Here is a 20,443-nt window from a genome sequence, read left to right as displayed (position 1 = left end):
GGAGACGTCGATAAGCAGAATTTTTTTATGCAGTAATGCGCTTGATCGCCTCGGACGCGACGAGCTGCTGGATACCCATATCCAGCTCCGAAGTGAAGCCAACACAGGAGCAGTTAATCTCGCCCAACACGTAGGTGTCCTGGCCGTCAACGACATCGCCGAGCATGAAATCGGCAGTCCAGATCAGTGGGATATTATCGCCGCCAAGTTTTTCTGCGATGACCGGACGCGCGTTCGCAAACAGGTCAACCAATTCCTGCCACTGCTCTGGCTTGTCATAGGTGTACTTCGCACCAGAAAACAGGGTGGCGGAGAAATTGTCGCCGCCTTCGGCTGGCTTCTTATGCACCACAAATACAGGATGCGGACCAACCAACAAAATACGGATTTCGCCTTCGATGATACGTGGCATGAAACGCATATCAACCAACATGCCGTTATCGCCGATGATGTATTGATCGCAGAAATCCATGAACTCGCCGAGCTGACGAATCTCCGTGTGGTTATCTACGGCTTCAGTACATTTGATTTCAGTATCCAAAGGCAATGTGGTGCCAGGCTCAATGGATGCAGCTAGCTCTTTATCAACAAGCTGCACGCGCCAAATACCGGAACCGGTAGAACCGCGATTTTGCTTAAGCACGCGCTCACCATAAGACAAAGAAGCTGGGAATACCTCGTGGAAAGTCTCCACATCGTAATACGCCTGAGTATCAGTTGGCACCAGATCAGTTGTTGAGAGCTTAACCAGCGCATCTTTCGCGCCATAAGCCATCATTTCCTCTGGTGTGGACATGCCGACCAGGCCGGCTTCAGACAACCGCGTGAGCAAATCGAAATAGCCGCGCTCGCCGCCAGGAATATTTCCAGGATTTACGCGTGAGATATATCCGTCGAATTTTTCAGAAATATACTCAAAAAGATTTTCGGTCCACTCGGGGCGGTAGTACACAACCTCGGCGTGCCAACCGGCATCTTTAATTGAGTTTACGATGGGCATGGTGTCTTTACGGTGACCATCGAAATGCTTGTCAGAGCCGCCTTCGACTTCAAAAACAACAATGCTTTTGTTCATGGGTGGTGGATTTCACTTTCTCATAACTTGAAGCGTGTTAGGTGGATCGCTTCAAGAGGTGATCAGCAGCGTTAAAAAACTGAACTTTTCAACACGTTTTTACAAGTACAACGTGGGAAACCCTTTAATCTCAAAACACCAAAAAGTGAACTTAAACATTGGGCATTTTCACGTTGACAAGATAGACAATAAAGCACAATTCATGTTCTATGCTGATCAACCCAGCCAGTAGTAATTAAGGACACAAAGGCCTTAAACCAATATGCTGGGATACAGTATTAGATTTTCACACATTTATGGAAGGCAGCGACCCCCACATGGCAGCACCATTCGACCCATTTCCCGCCTTTGAGGAATACGCACACCCTGAAAGGATCGTCTCTGCATCCTGGCTTTCCGCACGTCTAGGCTCCCCAGGCCTCAAGGTCGTCGAGTCCAATGAAGACTCCCTCCTCTACGACATCGGACACCTCCCGGGCGCAGTCCGTATTGACTGGTCAAAAGACCTCAACGATCCGTTCACTCGTGATTTCATCGACGGCGAAGCTTTCGCCGAATTAATGAACCGCAAGGGCATTGCACGCGATGACACCGTCGTTATTTATGGAGATAAGTCCAACTGGTGGGCTGCGTTCACCCTTTGGGTGTTTGAACTTTTCGGCCACTCCGATGTGCGCCTCCTCAACGGCGGCCGCGATGCGTGGATGGCTGAGGAACGCGATACTTCTTATGTCGTTCCTGAGTACCCTTCCGCCAACTACCCTGTTGTCGAGCGTGTCGACGAAGGCCAGCGCGCCTTCGTCGCTGAGGTCCTCAGCTCGCTCACCCCAGCCGGTAGCATGAAGCTTGTCGACGTCCGCACCCCTGCGGAGTTCTCCGGCCTCAATGAATACGGTATCCCAGCTGCCGGAAACGGTGTGCTTCGCGGCGGCCACATCCCAGGCGCCGTCAACTTGGATTGGTCTGCAGCAGTTCTACCAAATGGCAATTTCCGCACCCGAGCAGAGCTCGACAAGATCTACGCCGAGCTCAATCCAAAGGACGACACTGTTGTCTACTGCCAAGTTGGCGATCGTGCAGCCCACACTTGGTTCGTCATGAAGTACTTGCTCGGATTCGAAAACGTCCGAAATTACGACGGATCTTGGGCCGAATGGGGAAATATGGTTCGCATGCCGATCAAAACTGGCGAAAACACCAAAAAATAACAATTCGGTGCCTAGAATGTGCATATCCTCTTTTGCCTGATCAATTACTTGATTAGCTGCTTAAACGAGAAGAAAATCTGCAGAATATGAGTAAATCCTCATATCTGGTTGAGTTCTTCGCGGGTGAGTGTGCAAGAATAATCAGTATTGGTCAGGCAAGTATGTGCCTACCCACTGAGCCATCAATTCAAATCAGGAGTATTTAGTGTCAGTCGAGACTAGGAAGATCACCAAGGTTCTTGTTGCTAACCGCGGTGAGATTGCAATTCGCGTGTTCCGTGCAGCTCGGGATGAAGGCATCGGATCTGTCGCTGTCTACGCAGAGCCAGATGCAGACGCGCCTTTCGTTACCTACGCTGATGAGGCTTTTGCTCTCGGTGGCAACACATCCGCCGAGTCTTACCTCGTCATTGACAAGATCCTCGATGCTGCCCGCAAGTCCGGTGCAGACGCCATTCACCCAGGCTACGGCTTCCTCGCTGAAAACGCTGACTTCGCAGAAGCAGTAATCAACGAAGGCCTCATCTGGATTGGACCATCACCTGAATCCATCCGTTCCCTTGGTGACAAGGTCACCGCACGCCACATTGCAGACACTGCAAATGCGCCAATGACACCTGGCACCAAGGAGCCAGTGAAGGACGCAGCAGAAGTTGTGGCTTTCGCTGAAGAATTCGGTCTCCCAATCGCCATCAAGGCAGCATTCGGTGGCGGCGGACGCGGCATGAAGGTTGCCTACAAGATGGAAGAAGTCGCTGACCTCTTCGAGTCTGCAACCCGTGAAGCAACCTCTGCTTTCGGTCGCGGCGAGTGCTTCGTTGAGCGCTACCTAGACAAGGCACGCCACGTAGAGTGCCAGGTCATCGCCGATAAGCACGGCAACGTTGTTGTCGCTGGTACTCGTGACTGTTCCCTGCAGCGTCGTTTCCAGAAGCTTGTTGAAGAAGCACCAGCACCATTCCTCACCGATGACCAGCGCGAGCGTCTACACTCCTCCGCAAAGGCCATCTGTAAGGAAGCTGGCTACTACGGTGCAGGCACCGTGGAGTATCTCGTTGGCTCTGACGGACTAATCTCCTTCCTCGAGGTCAACACCCGTCTCCAGGTGGAACACCCAGTCACCGAAGAGACCACCGGCCTCGACCTGGTCCGCGAAATGTTCCGCATTGCTGAGGGCCACGAGCTTTCCATCAAGGAAGACCCAACCCCACGCGGCCACGCATTCGAGTTCCGTATCAACGGCGAAGATGCAGGATCCAACTTCATGCCTGCACCAGGCAAGATCACCAGCTACCGCGAGCCACAGGGCCCAGGCGTCCGCATGGACTCCGGTGTTGTTGAAGGATCCGAAATCTCCGGACAGTTCGACTCCATGCTGGCTAAGCTGATCGTTTGGGGCGACACTCGCGAGCAGGCTCTCCAGCGCTCCCGCCGTGCACTTTCCGAATACATCGTTGAGGGCATGCCAACCGTTATCCCTTTCCACCAGCATATCGTGGAAAACCCATCATTCGTTGGCAACGGCGAAAGCTTCGAAATCTACACCAAGTGGATCGAAGAAGTATGGGATAACCCAATCGCTCCTTATCTCGATACCACTGAGCTCGACGATGAAGAAGACAACACCCCAGCACAGAAGGTCATCGTTGAGATCAACGGCCGTCGTGTTGAGGTTGCACTCCCAGGCGATCTTGCACTGGGTGGCTCCGCTGGCCCTAAGAAGAAGGCTAAGAAGCGTCGTGCAGGTGGCGCTAAGTCTGGCGTTTCCGGCGATGCAGTTGCAGCTCCAATGCAGGGCACTGTCATCAAGGTCAACGTCGAAGAAGGCGCAGAAGTCAACGAAGGCGATACCGTCGTTGTCCTCGAAGCTATGAAGATGGAAAATCCTGTAAAGGCTCACAAGTCCGGTACCGTCACTGGTCTTGCTGTCACTGCAGGCGAAGGCGTGAACAAGGGCGTTGTTCTCCTCGAGATTAAGTAGTCTCTGACTTCACTAAAATTCCCTCGGGCACTGTCTGATTTTCAGGCGGCGGCCCGAGGGTTTTTCACTTTTAGAACTGAGCCGGAACAGTTCCCTCCGAATCGAGGGGACTGCGGAATTTATCACCGGCAATTACTCACTTAGTGCTGAAAAATGAGGATCAACCATGCCATCAAGGGGTTAGCTACTTTTGCTGGCTTGAATCGTGCAGAAGTTGGTTACACGCTCGAGCTAAGCCCCAGGCTCACTGAAGATGCAAATTCTCGTTCTAAATCGCTAATTTTTTCGAAAATGGAACAGATTTTTGCACCCACAGGGCAATGTTATGCAAGTATTCGTTCGATTTACTAAGTTTCCAGCGAGGTGGGACGGATCCTTGCACTGGAATCTCACAGGATTCCCAATAGCCTCACCTGTCCCGAAAATCACCTCTCCCAGGTGCCGATCTAAGCGCTTGATGGGTGCTGGTTGACACGAAAGCCTGTTCCAGATATTCAATCCCTTAAATCAGCACACAGCCACATCAGCAATATAATTACTCCTGACTTGGCTCCCATGAGTGCCGAAAAATTACCACTGATCATGCTGCTCAAAAAACCAAAAGAACCAAGTCAGGTTTTTCGCGCCACAACAACCATCAGCGCTGCTCAATTGGCACGATTTCCCTTTCCTCCACGCCAGAATAAGCAGATAGTGGGCGAATCAAGGCGTTGTTTTCAAATTGCTCCACGATGTGCGCCGTCCAACCAGATAACCGTGCCAATACAAATAGTGGGGTAAAGAAATCTACGGGGAATCCGAGCATGTAATACGCAGGTCCGGCAGGAAAATCAAGGTTTGGTTTGATGCCGGTGCGGGTATCCATCACCTCTTGCATGGATTCATACATGTGCACCCATTTTTGACCTCTGTGTCTAATCGCAAGTGCTCGCATAGATTTCTCCATTGATGGCACTCGAGAATCACCATTTTTGTATACGCGGTGGCCAAACCCCATGATGCGTTCTTTACGATCTAGCGCTCGACCCATCCAGTCTGCGGCTTGGGCAGGATCGTCGATCTCAAGCATGGTGTGCATGACAAATTCATTAGCGCCACCATGAAGTGGGCCTTTGAGAGCACCGATCGCACCCGTGATCGCCGAGTACGCATCCGATCTTGTCGATGAAATCACGCGGGCAGAAAATGTGGAGGCGTTGAAAGAGTGTTCTGCGTACAAAATCAGGGAGCGTTCAAAATCTCGAATGTCTTCAGCTGAATTGGCCACTGATCCACCATCGGAGGTGCCAAATACCATGGACAGAAAATTCTCGGCGATCCCTTTGTTGTGATCTGGTGCAAGGATCTCTTCCCCACTGCGCCGGCGGATATCCATGGCCACCACCATGGGAAGTTGCGCCATCAGGTTATGGCCGATGTTGCGGATATGATCGGCATCGCGAGTGAATGGATCAGGGTCAAACGTTCCCATATAAGACACCGCGGTGCGCAGCACATCCATGGGGTGACAATCAGTGGGCAGGGAGTGGATCAAAGAAATCAGCCCAGCATCGAGGGATCGGTAGCTGCGGCCGCATTTATTAAATGAGCGCAGTTGCTCCACAGTGGGCAACTCTCCAAACCACAATAGGTAGATCACTTCCTCAAAGCTGCAGGTATCTACCAAGTCTTGGACGCGGTAGCCTCGGTAGGTCAACGAGTTACTTTCTGGCATTACTTTGGAGATGCTTGTGTAATCGGATATGACACCATTTAAGCCCTTGTGGACTTCCCTTTTAGGCATCGTCTGCTCCTTTCTTGTAGGTGAAGATGTTCTGGTCAAAGACGTTGTAGTCTTCGTATCGCAGGAGTTCATAGAGCCTGCTGCGGTGTTGCATGCGGTCGAGCCATCCTTCCTGGGTGCCGTGTTCTTTGATTTCGGCAAGTGCTTGTTCCACTTGTCCCATCGCGATGCGCAGTGTGGTTACGGGATAGATCACGGCGTTGTATCCAATGTCTTCTAGAAGCTCGGCGGAGAGCAGCGTGGTTTTTCCGAATTCCGTCATATTTGCCAGTAGCCAGGCTTCGGGCAGGGCTGCGCGGAAATAACGGAAATCTTCCTCTGTGTGCAGGGCTTCGGGGAAAATCATGTCGGCGCCAGCATGAAGATAGGCGCGTGCGCGCTCGATGGCGGCGTCGATGCCTTCGATTCCTGCGGCATCTGTGCGCGCACAGATGACAAAGTTGGGGTCGCGTCGTGCGGAGACTGCGGCACGGATTCTGCGCACCATCAGCTCAGTGGGTACTACTTCTTTGCCGTCCAAATGTCCGCAGCGTTTGGGGTTTACTTGGTCTTCTAGATGGCAGCCTGCCACACCGGCGTCTTCTAATTCGGAGACTGTTCGCGCTGCTGACATGGGTTCGCCAAAGCCGGTGTCGGCGTCGACAAGCACGCCTAGTTCCGTGACGCGCGCAATCTGCCGCGCGCGGTAGGCGACTTCGGTCAGCGTCGTTAAGCCGATATCTGGAAGTGCCAGATCAGCGGCGACAACGGCGCCGGAGACGTAGACTCCTTCGAAGCCGGCTTCTTCGATGGAGCGCGCAATCAACGGGGAGAATGCGCCGGGCAGGCGTGCGATTTCAGGTGCGGCCAGTGCCACTTTAAACGCTTCTCGACGCTTCCCCACATCTTGGCCATTCGAGAACAGATTCATAGCAACCCTACCTTTGTCTCTGCTTGCTTGCTTAAGTCCACTTCAATGTTCAGTTCGCTCAAATCATCCAGCTCAGGCAAACTTTGCACAGCATTTAAGAAGCGTTCCTGTTCTGCTTCTGCCACGGTATTTTTCGCAAGCGTACGAAACTTACCGATATAATTTTCCCGCTCAAAAGGCTGGCTTCCTAGAGGGTGCGCATCTGCAACGGCTAATTCATCTTCGATGACGGTGCCGTCTACCATAGTGATCACAGCTTTTGCCCCGAAGGCCTTTTCTGCTGGATCTTGCGCATGATATCGACGAGTCCATTCTGGATCTTCTACGGTGCGCACCTTCTGCCACAATGCCACGGTCTCTGGGCGGGTGGAACGTTTGCGCGTATAGGAATATTCGTGGTGCCACATGCCATCTTGCAGCGCAACGGCGAAAATATACATGATGGAATGATCCAGCGTTTCGCGCGATGCTTGCGGATCCATCTTTTGTGGATCGTTCGCCCCAGTACCAATCACGAAGTGGGTGTGGTGGCTGGTGTGCAGCACGATCTCAGCGATGTGTTCCGTTCCACCTGCAGCATCAACGGCAGGCTTCATCCTTCGCGCCAGATCAATCGGTGCTTGTGATTGATATTCCGCTGAATGTTGCTTGGTGTAGGTCTCTAAAATCGCCAGCTTGGGCTCACCACGTTCCGGCAATGGCACATGATAAACATGATCTTTACCCGATAGCAGCCACGCGATAACACCATCTTCGCCCTCCCAGATCGGAGCTGGCGATCCTTCCCCACGCATCGCTCGATCCATCGCCTCAATAGCCATCTTTCCGGCAAATGCTGGTGCGAACGCCTTCCAGCTGGAAATCTCACCTTTTCGCGATTGCCTCGTGGCCGTCGTGGTGTGCAAAGCCTGGCCAATTGCCTGATAGATGGTCTCCTCGTCCACACGCAACAACGTGCCCAAACCTGCAGCAACACTTGGACCAAGGTGCGCTACATGATCAATTTTGTGCTCATGCAGGCATATCCCCTTCACTAAATCCACCTGCACTTCATAAGCCGTGGCAATGCCTCGGAGTAAATCACGGCCTGAACTTTTTTGTGCCTGGGCAACGGCCACCAGGGGAGGAATATTATCGCCAGGATGCGAATAGTCTGCAGCGAGGAACGTGTCATGGAAATCAAGTTCCCGCACAGCCGTCCCATTAGCAAAGGCAGCCCACTCTGCTGAGTAGCTGCCTTTAATTCCAAAAACTTGCCCGCCTTTATCTCGGGGATGAGCTTGCGCTTGTTGCCTTGCCACGCTCACAGGTCTGCGTAACACCGAGGCTGCAGACACTGCCGCGTTGTCGATGATCCGATTGATGATCATCTCCGAAACTTCCGGCGTTACCTCCACTGGATCAGTGGCAAGTTCCGCAAATTTCCACGCAAGATGCTCTGATTTGGGAAAATTCTCCGCCGATAAATAACTACGAACATCATGAATACGCATCGAGGGGCTCCTCAGGTTGCTCGATAATTCTTCGATACCTCCACCCTAGGCCGATTGTGTGCCCCAAGCCACAATTTTCTTACTGAGAATCCGCATCGGCGATATCTGCCAAAATCAGATCAAAGTTAATCTCAGCACCAGCCATCACACCTTGAGCCGCAGAAGCATAAACCATCGAGTTGGCTGCCTGAGCATTTCCAGCTGCCCACACTCCTTCAATTGGAGTGCGACCGCTTGGTGACGATGGAATCGAGCGCCCCATTGGCCCCTCTTCCATCTCTCCACCCAATTGGGAATACAAGCTGTCATCTGCCATCGGACGGGTGGCAACCACAATGAAATCGCTCTGCATACTGTCACCGGATGCGAGCGTCATATCCACGCCGTCTCCTACCGCAGCAACGCTGACAACATCATCCCGAACCACCTTGACACCAGCTTTTTCAAGCAGCGCCCTGGTGTGCTCCTCAAGATCTATGATGCCCACCAACGTCACTTTCTGTGACAGCTGCGAAAACATCAAAGCCTGATGTCCAGACATCGACGAAGTATTCAACACCACGATCTCCGCGCCACGAGCCTCAAATCCGTGGCAATAAGGGCAGTGCAAAACCTTGGTTCCCCACAGCTCCATCAGACCGTCAATCTCTGGTAATTCATCAACGGCACCGTGTGCCAAGATGATGCGCCGGGCGTGAAGGAGGGAGGCGTCGTCAAGCGTTATGGCGAAGGAGTCGCTGCCACGCTGCACCTTTTCCACACGCCCGGAGTTAATGTTCACGCCATAGGAACGCGCTTCGGCGCGGCCCTTTTCGAGGAGTTCAGCAGGGGAAATTCCCTCTTGGCCGAGCGTATTGTGCGCTGCATGAGCATAGCGGTTTCGCGGTTGACCTGCGTCGATGATGGTTACACTGCGCAAAGAACGGCCGAGAGCAACTGCTGCAGCAAGCCCAGCCGGGCCAGCACCGACAATGGCTACATCGATGATGTGATCTGAGGATTTGGATGAAGTTGGCAGGGGTGACATGCGAGGGACTCCTCTTAAAAGTCGAAAACTACTTGATGGGAATCACGAGAATACACCGATCAACGCTTTATTGAAAGTCTTTTTCATTAATTGGTCCACTTTGCGTGCCCATCTCGTCATATACACAGGCCACCATAGCCTTCCAACAACAAAACCAGACAAAGCGACCAAGATTTATGATGCCTGCTCAGACCTTGGTCGTCCTGTCCAGGCCCGCCAAAAAACTGCATTTGAGTCCCTGAAAAAGCGCCTTCCCAGAATCGATCCTCAGCGCTTCATAAGGCCACGCCCACACAAATTTACTCATTCTAAAATTTCATCCCCTTAAACAGACGAAAAAGCTCCCGCTCTCTTTCCACATAAGAAGAGCGGGAGCTTTTAAGAACAGGCGCTTAAGAAACTACGACGATCAAATCGCCGCCTTCCACCTTTGTTGCAGCAGGAACAACAACGCGCTCGATCGTGCCATCGCTGGAAGCTGTGATCGTTGCTTCCATCTTCATAGCTTCGATGATTGCAACTGCATCTCCAGCCTTAACCTCATCGCCTTCTGCGACAGTCACGGTGACAACGCCAGCAAATGGTGCGGCAACATGACCCATATTGGAGGTATCAGCCTTTTCTGCGGTTGCAGTGACAGATTCAACGGAATGATCACGCACACGCATTGGGCGGATCTGGCCATTGACGTTGGTGACCACGTTGCGCATGCCCTTATCATCAGGCTCGGAAATCGCATCGAGACGAACCAGCAATGGGGTGCTTACTTCTGGCAAGCGAATAATAGTCTCTCGGCCCTCTACTAATCCGTAGAAGAATTCACGATCATCCAGCGCTGAGGTGTTGCCAAAGCGTCGGCGGTGCTCGAGGAATTCTTCAGTTGGCTTCGGGAAGAGCAGTCGGTTGAGGCTGCTGCGTCGCTCCGCAGAATCATCGGAATCAAGGTGTTTTTGTTCCTCAGCAGGAACCTCAGTCAACGGTGCCTTGCCTTCAGAGCGACCTTCCAGAGCGCGGGTACGCAGCGGCTCTGGCCAGCCTCCTGGAGGGTTGCCAAGTTCACCACGCAAGAATGCGATGACAGAATCTGGAATATCGTACTTTTGTGGATCGGCAGCAAAGTCTGCTGGATCAACACCTGCGCCCACAAGATGGAGCGCAAGATCGCCAACGACCTTAGATGATGGAGTGACCTTGGTTGGTCGTCCCAGCATCTCATTCACGGCTGAGTAGTTGTCTTCGATCAGTTCAAAACGATCTGCAAGTCCCAGCGCAGTGGCCTGTGCACGCAAGTTGGAGAGCTGTCCACCTGGGATTTCATGGCGGTAAACGCGCCCGGTTGGACCTGGGGTACCGGATTCAAATGGCAGGTAGAGGCCACGAACAGCTTCCCAGTATGGCTCAAGGTCAGACACCGCATCAAGGCTCAGTCCGGTATCGCGACGGGTGTGTGCGAAGGCTGCCACAATTGCAGATAGTGAAGGCTGTGAGGTGGTGCCAGACAGTGGCGCGGAAGCACCATCCACAGCATCTGCACCGGCTTGAGCTGCAGCGAAGTAGGTGGCTAGCTGTCCGCCGGCAGTGTCATGGGTGTGCACGTGCACTGGTAGCTCAAATTCACGGCGCAGCGCAGTGACCAACTTGGTTGCCGCAGCTGGGCGGAGCAATCCGGCCATATCCTTAATCGCAAGAATATGAGCGCCAGACTTGACGATCTCTTCTGCCATCTTCAGGTAGTAATCCAGCGTGTACAGCTTTTCATTTGGATCGGAAAGATCACCAGAATAAGCCATCGCAACTTCTGCCACAGCCGTGTTGGTTTCTAGCACCGCGTCGATTGCTGGGCGCATCTGAGAAACATCGTTGAGCGCATCGAAGATACGGAAAATATCCACACCAGAGTTGGCGGCTTCCTTCACAAATGCACGGCAAACGGAATCTGGGTACGGAGTGTAGCCAACAGTGTTGCGTCCGCGAAGCAACATCTGAATATTGACATTCGGCATCGCCTCGCGCAGCTCGTCGAGCCTTGCCCATGGATCCTCAAAGAGGAAACGCATGGCCACATCGTAGGTGGCACCGCCCCAAGCTTCCACGGATAACAGCTCAGGAGTCAGCTTTGCGACGGCCTCTGCCGCAGGGATCAATGCAAACGCGCGGACACGAGTTGCCAGCAACGACTGATGGGCATCACGGAACGTAGTATCGGTAACTGCTAGTGCATCTTGCTCGCGCAGATCGCGGGCAAACGCTGCAGGTCCAAGCTGCTTGAGACGGTCACGGGAACCGCGTGGCAGTGCCAGGTCCTTGATATTTGGCAGCTTATCGATAGGCGCTGCCACATCAACTGGCCTCACACCATGAGGCTTATTCACGGTGATATCCGCCAGGTAATCAAGGATCCTTCCCTGCTCATCATCAGCAGGTGGCGCCTGCAAAAGATGTGGGTGATCAGCAATGAAACCAGTAGCAATGCGCTTGGAAGTAAAGTCTTCTTCACGAAGAAGTGCACGCAAGAAGCCAATATTGGTAGCCACACCAGAAACATTGAATTCAGCTAAGGCACGCTGTGCGCGAGCTACTGCAGTTGCAAAATCGGAGCCACGACAGGTCATCTTCACCAGCATGGAATCAAAGTGCGCGGTGATTTCTCCACCCAACTGAGCTGCACCATCAAGACGAACGCCAGCTCCGCCTGGGGATCGGTAAGAGGTGATAGTTCCGGTATCTGGGCGGAATCCATTGTTAGGATCCTCAGTGGTGATACGGCATTGCAGTGCGGCACCATGGGTATGAATCTTGTCTTGGGTAAGTCCCAATTCCTTCAAGGTAGCGCCAGCTGCCAAACGCATCTGAGCCTTCACCAGGTCGACTTCGGTCACTTCCTCAGTGACAGTGTGCTCAACCTGAATACGTGGGTTCATCTCAATGAACACATGGTTTCCCTGTTCATCAACCAAGAATTCCACAGTGCCTGCGCCTTGGTAGCCAATCGAACGGCAAAACTTCACCGCATCAGCACAGATGCGCTCGCGTAACGCTGGATCCAGGTGCTGTGCTGGTGCAATTTCTACAACTTTTTGGTGTCGGCGCTGCACAGAGCAGTCACGTTCATAAAGGTGCACGACATCGCCAGTGTGATCGCCCAGGATCTGCACTTCAATGTGCTGCGGGTTTAACACAGCTCGCTCAACGTACACAGCACCATCGCCAAATGCAGCTTCAGCTTCACGGGACGCTTCGGTAGCTAATTTACGCAATTCTTCCGGGCTAGGAACAAAACGCATGCCACGTCCGCCGCCGCCAGCAACTGCCTTCACGAAAATCGGGTAAGTCTGCCCCTCCGCACTCTTGACAATGTCGTCAATATTTTTGCTCGGAGTGGACTCTGCCAACACAGGCAGTCCCGCTTTTTTTGCAGCAGTAACCGCTCGGGACTTATCTCCCGTGAGATCTAGAACTTCTGGAGTGGGGCCGATAAAAGTAATGCCATTTTCGGCACATTCACGCGCAAGCTGGGCATTTTCAGACAAGAAGCCATAGCCCGGGTAGATGGCATCTGCTTTAACTTTTTTAGCTGCACCGATAATTTCATCGATGTCCAGGTACGCCTTAACTGGCGAACCTTCTTTACCAATGAGAACAGCTTCAGAAGCGAAAGAACGGTGGAATGATCCACGATCTTCACGAGGATAAATTGAGACGGTGGCTGCACCAGTTTCAAGTGCTGCACGGAATGCACGAACCGCGATTTCACCGCGGTTAGCAACCAAGATCTTTTTGAATGCTGGAAGCGTGGAGGATGTGTTAGTCGACACGAGAGTTATTGTTCCTTTCAACAAGAGACCACCAAGGGTGATGGCAGTCACTTCATTCAAGTATCGTAACCCCCAATCCACTCAATCAGACATCGCATTTTGCTTTCCAATTCAGGTTTCCCACCAAGAATCCGCTGACCTGCGAAAGGGCTTAATGTAACGCGTGAAATAAAACCCCCCAACAGTTAGCCCCGTTACACTTTTGGACCCGTGCAATACCTTAAAACTTGGCCAACTTTGACACGTTCACACACCCCACCTGCAGACATCTGACATCCGAAGTCATTTGCAAACTTTGCAAGATTTCACTCCCTCGGGGCTGTCTTCACAAGAAAACCCCGGGAACGCATGAAGCGTTCCCGGGGTTAATGTCCGATAAATAGGGCAGAACTTATCCCAAATCGTCGTGCTGAACCAGCTGGCGGGCTGCTTCTGTAATAGAACCAGAGAGGGATGGGTACACTGCGAAAGTTTCTGCCAGATCAGCGACCGTCAATTGGTTGGTAACCGCGACGGCAATCGGAAGAATCAATTCAGATGCAGTTGGAGCCACAACCACGCCGCCCACGATCAAACCAGAGTTGCGACGGCAGAATAGCTTCACGAAACCGTGGCGCAAGGAACGCATCTTGGCACGTGGGTTAGTAGCCAATGGCAGTACAACCACGCGAGCTGATACTTCACCAGAATCAACCTGAGCATGAGTAATACCCACAGCAGCAATTTCTGGGCGGGTAAACACAGCCGTTGCCACAGTCTTCAAACGGATGGGGCTTACGCCTTCACCGAGTGCGTGGTACATGGCGATACGGCCCTGCATTGCAGCAACAGAAGCGAGTGGGAACAAATCTGTGCAGTCGCCTGCAGCATAAACGCCAGGGATGTTCGTGCGAGAAACACGATCCACCTTGATATGGCCGGATGGTGCCAGCTCAACACCGATATTATCCATGCCCAGATCGGCGGTATTAGGGATGGAACCAACGGTCATCAGTGCGTGAGAGCCAAAGATTTCACGGCCGTCAGAGGTGCGCACACACACACCACCATCTTCGGTGCGGGTGACAGATTCAACGCGAGCGTGCTTTTCCAAAGAAACACCACGCTCAGCCAGAACAGTTTCCAACACGTCTGCTGCATCAGCATCATCGTGAGGCAAAATGCGGTCACGGGAAGCAACCATGGTGACCTTGACGCCGAGCTCAGCAAAAGCAGAGACAAACTCAGCACCGGTCACACCGGAGCCAACCACGATGAGGTGGGTTGGAAGTTCATCAATGTCATAGACCTGACGCCAGGTGAGGATACGCTCTCCATCAGGCTCTGCGCCCTTCAGGATGCGAGGTGTTGCACCGGTTGCTACCAGAACAAGGTCGCACTCAATGGTTTCTTCGCTGCCATCGTTGTGGGTGACCTTGATGTAGTGGGTGGTCTGCTTGACGTTGTAATCGTCGAAGCGTCCAACACCATTAATCATGCGGACATCTGAGCGCTGCAACTGTCCCAGAATATCCTCAGACTGCGCCTTTGCCAGAGCCTTCACGCGGTAATTCAGTGCATCGATCTCAAGGTGAGCTTTGCCAAGACCACGGTTTAGTCCCATGTCATCGGCACGGCGGAGGTCGGTTTTGATTCCGGTACCCGCAATGAAGGATTTGGATGGCACGCAGTCCATGGTGACGGCAGAGCCGCCTACTCCAATATCTTCAATAACGGTAACTTCCGCACCATACTTAGCGCCTGCGAGTGCGGCTTCATAGCCTGCAGGTCCACCGCCGATAATTACGATCCTCTTTGCCATTAAGGCACCTCCACACGTGTGAGCTGGGCGAATGCTAGTTGAAACCTCTGATGCGCGGTTTCAAGTCTAAATGATTAGTACTGACTTGGCCTGGGTGACATGTCAGCGTTTTAGAGCCAGCCCTACACACTACCCCCATTAAGGCTTTAAGAAAGCTTCGGACCGACTGCTGTACTGCTGCACCAGTGATCCAAACAGTCTGACACCCACCCCGATGGCCCGTTCATCCACCACAAGATCACTCTGATGCAGGTCTTGGCGTGGTCCATATCCGGGCCAGCACCCCAGTCGAGCCATCGATCCAGGCACGTGTTCGAGGTACCAAGAGAAGTCTTCGCCACCTGATGATTGAGGGGCTTGAACCACTGATTGGGTGTCCATATCGCGGGCGGCACTGGCCAATAAAGCGGTGGCTACATCATCATTAAGCACTGGTGGAACACCTGGATTATAGATCAGTTCATGGTTAACTCCAGTGGGTGCTAACACCTGTTCTACCAGCTCAGCGACTAGTGGACGCATATCTCGCCAGGTGGAAATATCGGCGGTGCGCAAGGTTCCGGACACACTGCCGGAATCAGGAATTGCGTTTGGCGCATAGCCCGCATTGATGGTGCCGAAAACCAAGACAGTTCCGGTACGCGGATCGATTCGCCTAGATAAAAGTCCGGGAAGATCCACTACCAATTTGCTCAATGCGTAGACCACATCAGCGGATAAGTGAGGACGTGCGCTGTGTCCCCCTTCACCCTTGACTCTGATTTCAATCACATCGGAGGCAGAAGTGATCGCTCCGGCGCGAATTCCGACGCGTCCAACCTTCAATTTAGGTTCCACATGGATGGCATAAATGGCGTCGACGCCATCCAAACCTCCATGAGCAATAACGTCGGTGGCACCACCGGTCATTACTTCTTCGGCAGGCTGGAAAATCACGCGAATACCAATGGGCAACTCGATGGTGCTGAGCGCACACGCAAGTGCCAACGCAATCACGGTATGCACATCATGTCCGCAGGCGTGCGCTACTCCGGTGGTTTGAGAGGCAAAGGGAAGCTCTGTTGATTCAACCAATGGCAACGCATCAATATCTGCGCGGAAAGCCAGGCGGGAATCCCCCTCTGGCCCAATATCGACCATCAGGCCGGTGCCTGGGAACAAGTGTGGATCGAGGCCATGTGCTTTAAGTACTGAAGCCAAATACTCAGTGGTGCGGTATTCCATATGAGAAAGCTCAGGGTGACTGTGTAGATGTCTACGCCACTCTATGACCTCGTCATGGTGGCGGTCCATCCATGCGACAACCTGCTCACCAATTTCCATCACGTGAAATACCTTTCTGTTTTTCCGCAGGCATATCAGGAATACCTACAGCGCGGTAGAGTCAAGTCTAATAGTGATCCCACAAAAACAAAGGATCGGGGTGTTCATGGACGAGTCTCGTCAGCTTAGTTTTGGCACTGCAGGTTTGCGTGCACCTGTTGGCCCAGCACGCCATCAGATGAATGTTTTGCAGGTAACTCGGACTACGGCAGGTCTTGCTAGTTGGTTAGCGGAGCGTGCTGCGCTTAATCCGGTGCCGCATTTGGTCCCTGAGGATGAGACTGGAATCGGCAGGACTTTGTACCCCCAGGATGGCCCGTTGCGGGTTGTGGTGGGCTATGACGCTCGTTATGGTTCGCATACTTTTGCGGCTACTACTGCGGAGGTTTTTGCGGGGGCCGGGTTTGAGGTCACGTTGTTGCCTACGCCAAGTCCGACGCCGCTTATTCCATGGTTGGTGAACAAGCATGGTTTGGATGCGGGGGTGCAGATTACGGCTTCGCATAATGGTGCTGCGGATAATGGCTACAAGGTGTTTTTGTCGAATGGTCGTCAGTTGTATTCCGAGTTGGAGGAAGGTCTTGAGGCACATATCGATGCGGTGGAAGATCCGATTCGAGTGCCTCGGGTGACGGTGCGTCCAACTGCGGATCAATTGCGTCGTTATGTTGATGAGTTGGTGTCGTTGGTGACTCCGGATCAGGCTGATTTGTTGCGGGTGAATTCTGAGCGTGGGAATTTGCGAGTGGTCTATACCGCTATGCATGGTGTTGGTGGTCGTGCGATGTCGAATGCTTTCCAATTTGCGGGTTTCCCACATACGCATTCGGTGAAAGCTCAGCAGCATCCGGATCCGACGTTTCCTACGGTGCCTTTTCCGAATCCTGAAGAGCCTTCTGCTATTAAGTTGTTGTTGGAGCGGGCTAGGGAAAAGAACGCGGATATTTTATTTGCGCTTGATCCTGATGCTGATCGTTGTGCTGTGGGTATCCGCACTGCCGATGGTGGTCACCGTATGTTATCGGGTGATGAGGTGGGCACATTGTTGGCTACGCGTTTGGTGTCGGAATACTCCGGTGTGGGTCCGCGTCCGGTGGTAGCCACCACTGTGGTGTCTTCGCAGCTGCTCAGCATCATTGCGGAGGATAAGGGCTGGGATTATTCTGAGACGCTCACGGGGTTTAAGAACTTATCACGTGCTGCTGATGAGCATGTCGGGCCGTTAAGTTTTGCTTATGAGGAAGCAGTGGGTACGTGTCCTGCTCCTGATATGGTGCCGGACAAAGATGGTATTGCTACTGCTCTTTTCATGGCAGCTTGGGCGGCAGAGCTGAAATCTCAAGGCACTAGCCTGCAGGACAAACTTCATGAGCTGTATCGCCGTTATGGCTATTTTGCGTCTTCGCAGATTGCAGTACGCACGACTAATCCACGGGAGTTGGTGGGTAATTGGATTGCGCATCCTCCGAGTGAGCTGATTGGTGTGGCTGTCTTGCCCCTTACGCTTCCTGAAAATCAGGGTATTGCGTTGCATGGTCAGGTGGGTCCTGTGCATATTCGTGCGATTGCGCGTGTGTCCGGCACTGAGGCTAAAGCCAAACTGTATTTGGAGGTAGGCCAGGCGAGCTCTCATGATGAGGCAGCGCAGTTGTTGAGCCAGTTGGAAGAGGAAGTCCAGGGCTGGTTAGGAAGACTGTAAAAGGCCTAGTTGCCCGGCTCCTCGCGGTGGCGGGTGAGCCGGAGGTCAGCGTCGAAAAGCAATGGATCTTTTTCGGACGGCCAACGGACGTCGATCGCAACGGTTTTATCAACGCAGATTTCAGCGACTGACTCAGATCCGGCGGGCAGCAACGCCATGGGTGGCACGTCGAGCGCCTGCGCGAGCCTGTAGATATTGGAGAGCTTTGGATCTACTGATTTTCCGCTGTTGTTCTCGTTGCGTTCGTAATTTGAGATGGTGTTTCGAGAGATGCCTGAGATATCGGAAAGTTCTTCTTGGCTTAAACCACGCAGGGTGCGGAGTTTTTTCAGGCGGGTCGAAAAAGCGTGGCCGAAACTTGACCAGCGCTTATCCGACATTCTCTTCGACACACAGACAACTGTGCCGATGAATTTGCCCAACCACCGCCCACTATAGTGGGCAAGAATTTTACCTTAGAGGTCGATGTTACGTGGACCGTAGAGGCGATCGCCGGCATCTCCAAGACCTGGAACGATGTAGGCGTCTTCGTTGAGCTCTGGATCAATTGTTGCTGTAACCAGGCGTACTGGCAGACCGGAGCGCTCCAAAGCGTCTACGCCAGGCTGTGCAGAAACCATGCAGATTGCGGTGATATCGGTAGCTCCGCGCGCAGCAAGCAAACGGATGGCGTGCAGCAGGGATCCGCCGGTGGCCAGCATTGGATCAACCAGGAATACTGGCTGGTTGCTCAGATCATTTGGCAGTGCTTCCAGGTATGGCACAGGCTCGTGGGTTTCCTCATCGCGGGCAAGGCCGATGAAACCAACCTGAGCATCCGGAATCATGGAAAGAGCTGGGTCAATCATGCCAAGACCTGCACGGATGATAGGAACGATGATTGGTGGTTGCTTCAGGCGAGTTCCTTCAGCGATGGCCACGGGGGTTTTGGTGTCGAAGTGTTCGATCTCAAGGTCGCGGGATGCTTCATAGATCAGCATGGCGCCGAGGTCATTGGCTGCTGCGCGGAAAGCAGCGTTGTCGCTGCGCTCGTCACGCAACAAGGTTAGGCGGCTAGCAACGAGTGGGTGGTTGACGATGGTGATGTCCATAGCATCACATGTTAAATCATTCCGGCCTGAAAGAAATTCACGCCAGCTATTTTGCGCATTGTGGGAACCAAATGGCCACTTTTACAGTCCAACCAGTTATGAGGATAAATCTCCCCCATGCCAAAGAGCTCGCTCATGAGCTCTGCAACCTGCCTACGCCTGACGTCCCATCGTTGTCCATGCCAGATGGCACTAATTTCGATATTCACCACGCTATTTCCACCGCATTATCCACCTATGGGCGTAATCTCACCGCGCTCGCAAACACAGCCGAAACCTTAGGGCACAGCACATTGAACAGCCTTAGTGATATCGAGGACACCGATGCGCAACTGGCACGTTCATTGGAGCAATTGACGTGATCGGATTACTCAACGCGCTCACCCGCCTTGCCACGCAAGAGCCTGCACAACTGCCGCACTTAGCTATTCCTGCAGCGCCTGATATTTCCGCAGCCATCGCGCTCGGGCGCGAGCTCAGCACCAATCCCACCACCCTGTTATCGCTTTTCGACGCCACCTCACATCAACATCACCTCCTGATCACTTCCCTCAATGAAGCGGCACCGATCATCAATTCAGCTCGGAACGATATCGCCACCACTGCGCAGCAGTATCTCCACCAGGCCGCAGGCTTAGCCATCCGCAGTTTCTCAGTGAATCCTGCGGAAGCATTTTCCGCCCGTACACAATTACTGTCTCTTCCTGGAATGTTGTTTGCCGAAGCTGCCCAACGTTTGGAAGAGATGGCGCGCCAGGTACAACCGATCGTCGACAAGCTAGCTCAGGTGGAAGAACTCAGCCCTGCTTCTGCCTCTGTCCCTACCCCAGAAGCTACGCCGACACCTGCCTATATGGCTGTGGCTGAACCGCCAAGTGCCAGCGCCGAGGTGGGCAAACAAGCTGTTGCCTCAGCAAAAGGTGCCCTGGGTACGCCCTATTCTTGGGGTGGCACCACGTTATCGGGCTTTGATTGCAGTGGCCTTACCCAATGGGCCTGGAGACAAGCCGGTGTGGAGATCCCACGCATTGCCGACCAGCAAGCAGTAGGCAGGCAAGTTACCTATGATGAGCTGCAAGAAGGTGATCTTTTGGTCTGGGATGGACATGTCGCAATGTATGCCGGTAGCGGGCAAATTATCGAAGCCGGCGATCCCGTCCAGCTGAATCCGGTGCGCACATCCAATATGGGAATGTCTTTTCACGGCTATTTTCGGCCCACAGGCTGACGAAGAAAA

The 20,443-nt window shown here is 53.0% G+C and carries 15 protein-coding genes; 5 read left to right on the top strand and 10 right to left on the bottom strand.

All coding sequences use genetic code 11. The features are described from left to right. Positions 1–25 precede the first annotated feature (25 nt). Complete coding sequence (locus ccrud_RS03460; protein WP_066564864.1) at positions 26–1,075, bottom strand: Cj0069 family protein; 1,050 nt, start codon at positions 1,073–1,075, stop codon at positions 26–28. Positions 1,076–1,392: 317 nt separating this feature from the next. Here ccrud_RS03460 and ccrud_RS03455 point away from each other — a divergent pair, with 317 nt between their 5' ends. Beyond that, on the top strand, positions 1,393–2,283 hold the full coding sequence (locus ccrud_RS03455; protein ID WP_066564862.1) for a sulfurtransferase: 891 nt from the start codon (positions 1,393–1,395) through the stop codon (positions 2,281–2,283). 205 nt (positions 2,284–2,488) lie between these two features. Further along, the gene (locus tag ccrud_RS03450; RefSeq protein WP_066564860.1) at positions 2,489–4,264 is read left to right on the top strand and encodes an acetyl/propionyl/methylcrotonyl-CoA carboxylase subunit alpha; all 1,776 of its coding nucleotides are present in this window, start codon (positions 2,489–2,491) and stop codon (positions 4,262–4,264) included. Positions 4,265–4,901: 637 nt separating this feature from the next. Here ccrud_RS03450 and ccrud_RS03445 read toward each other — a convergent pair. The 7 genes from ccrud_RS03445 to ccrud_RS03415 form a co-directional block, all read right to left on the bottom strand. Then, a complete protein-coding gene (locus ccrud_RS03445) occupies positions 4,902–6,047 on the bottom strand; it encodes a bifunctional 2-methylcitrate synthase/citrate synthase (RefSeq protein ID WP_066564858.1) in 1,146 nt (381 codons plus the stop codon). Next, on the bottom strand, positions 6,040–6,957 hold the full coding sequence (gene prpB, locus ccrud_RS03440; RefSeq protein ID WP_066564856.1) for a methylisocitrate lyase: 918 nt from the start codon (positions 6,955–6,957) through the stop codon (positions 6,040–6,042). Before prpB ends, ccrud_RS03445 begins: the two co-directional genes overlap by 8 nt. Next, positions 6,954–8,450: a 2-methylcitrate dehydratase PrpD gene (prpD, locus tag ccrud_RS03435; RefSeq protein ID WP_066564854.1), complete on the bottom strand. Its 1,497-nt coding sequence runs from the start codon at positions 8,448–8,450 to the stop codon at positions 6,954–6,956. The genes prpB and prpD overlap by 4 nt, the downstream gene beginning before the upstream one ends. Before the next feature lie 79 nt (positions 8,451–8,529). After that, complete coding sequence (locus tag ccrud_RS03430) at positions 8,530–9,477, bottom strand: NAD(P)/FAD-dependent oxidoreductase (protein WP_066564852.1); 948 nt, start codon at positions 9,475–9,477, stop codon at positions 8,530–8,532. 392 nt (positions 9,478–9,869) lie between these two features. Continuing rightward, entirely contained in the window at positions 9,870–13,292 is a 3,423-nt protein-coding gene (locus ccrud_RS03425) for a pyruvate carboxylase (RefSeq protein ID WP_066564851.1), read from the bottom strand. A 391-nt stretch (positions 13,293–13,683) separates the two neighbouring features. Further along, a complete protein-coding gene (locus tag ccrud_RS03420; protein WP_066564850.1) occupies positions 13,684–15,093 on the bottom strand; it encodes an NAD(P)H-quinone dehydrogenase in 1,410 nt (469 codons plus the stop codon). Positions 15,094–15,231: 138 nt separating this feature from the next. Beyond that, the gene (locus tag ccrud_RS03415; protein WP_066564849.1) at positions 15,232–16,416 is read right to left on the bottom strand and encodes a M20 family metallopeptidase; all 1,185 of its coding nucleotides are present in this window, start codon (positions 16,414–16,416) and stop codon (positions 15,232–15,234) included. Between the two features lie 106 nt (positions 16,417–16,522). On the opposite strand from ccrud_RS03415, the gene ccrud_RS03410 reads away from it, so the two are divergent. After that, complete coding sequence (locus tag ccrud_RS03410; RefSeq protein WP_066564847.1) at positions 16,523–18,115, top strand: phospho-sugar mutase; 1,593 nt, start codon at positions 16,523–16,525, stop codon at positions 18,113–18,115. A gap of 5 nt (positions 18,116–18,120) precedes the next feature. On the opposite strand, the gene ccrud_RS03405 is transcribed toward ccrud_RS03410, so the two are convergent. Further along, the gene (locus ccrud_RS03405) at positions 18,121–18,507 is read right to left on the bottom strand and encodes a helix-turn-helix domain-containing protein (protein WP_245670366.1); all 387 of its coding nucleotides are present in this window, start codon (positions 18,505–18,507) and stop codon (positions 18,121–18,123) included. Between the two features lie 63 nt (positions 18,508–18,570). After that, a complete protein-coding gene (gene upp, locus ccrud_RS03400; protein ID WP_066564834.1) occupies positions 18,571–19,206 on the bottom strand; it encodes a uracil phosphoribosyltransferase in 636 nt (211 codons plus the stop codon). A gap of 98 nt (positions 19,207–19,304) precedes the next feature. Here upp and ccrud_RS03395 point away from each other — a divergent pair, with 98 nt between their 5' ends. Together ccrud_RS03395 and ccrud_RS03390 are read left to right on the top strand one after the other, a co-directional pair. Beyond that, positions 19,305–19,568, top strand: coding sequence for a hypothetical protein (locus ccrud_RS03395; RefSeq protein WP_066569455.1), 264 nt, complete (start codon positions 19,305–19,307; stop codon positions 19,566–19,568). Continuing rightward, entirely contained in the window at positions 19,565–20,434 is an 870-nt protein-coding gene (locus ccrud_RS03390; RefSeq protein WP_066564832.1) for a C40 family peptidase, read from the top strand. The genes ccrud_RS03395 and ccrud_RS03390 overlap by 4 nt, the downstream gene beginning before the upstream one ends. Positions 20,435–20,443 lie beyond the last annotated feature (9 nt).

Origin of the sequence: Corynebacterium crudilactis (genome assembly GCF_001643015.1) — a bacterium.
Classification (GTDB): domain Bacteria; phylum Actinomycetota; class Actinomycetes; order Mycobacteriales; family Mycobacteriaceae; genus Corynebacterium; species Corynebacterium crudilactis.
The sequence above is the reverse complement of the archived record's forward strand: the minus strand, read 5'-3'. Positions and strand labels throughout refer to the sequence as shown.

Bases quoted from the DNA above. Each gene is read 5' to 3' on its own strand.
- ccrud_RS03460 (WP_066564864.1), bottom strand. From the start codon at position 1,075: ATGAACAAAAGCATTGTTGTTTTTGAAGTCGAAGGCGGCTCTGACAAG.
- ccrud_RS03455 (WP_066564862.1), top strand. From the start codon at position 1,393: ATGGCAGCACCATTCGACCCATTTCCCGCCTTTGAGGAATACGCACAC.
- ccrud_RS03445 (WP_066564858.1), bottom strand. From the start codon at position 6,047: ATGCCTAAAAGGGAAGTCCACAAGGGCTTAAATGGTGTCATATCCGAT.
- prpB (WP_066564856.1), bottom strand. From the start codon at position 6,957: ATGAATCTGTTCTCGAATGGCCAAGATGTGGGGAAGCGTCGAGAAGCG.
- prpD (WP_066564854.1), bottom strand. From the start codon at position 8,450: ATGCGTATTCATGATGTTCGTAGTTATTTATCGGCGGAGAATTTTCCC.
- ccrud_RS03430 (WP_066564852.1), bottom strand. From the start codon at position 9,477: ATGTCACCCCTGCCAACTTCATCCAAATCCTCAGATCACATCATCGAT.
- ccrud_RS03420 (WP_066564850.1), bottom strand. From the start codon at position 15,093: ATGGCAAAGAGGATCGTAATTATCGGCGGTGGACCTGCAGGCTATGAA.
- ccrud_RS03415 (WP_066564849.1), bottom strand. From the start codon at position 16,416: ATGGAAATTGGTGAGCAGGTTGTCGCATGGATGGACCGCCACCATGAC.
- ccrud_RS03410 (WP_066564847.1), top strand. From the start codon at position 16,523: ATGGACGAGTCTCGTCAGCTTAGTTTTGGCACTGCAGGTTTGCGTGCA.
- upp (WP_066564834.1), bottom strand. From the start codon at position 19,206: ATGGACATCACCATCGTCAACCACCCACTCGTTGCTAGCCGCCTAACC.
- ccrud_RS03395 (WP_066569455.1), top strand. From the start codon at position 19,305: ATGAGGATAAATCTCCCCCATGCCAAAGAGCTCGCTCATGAGCTCTGC.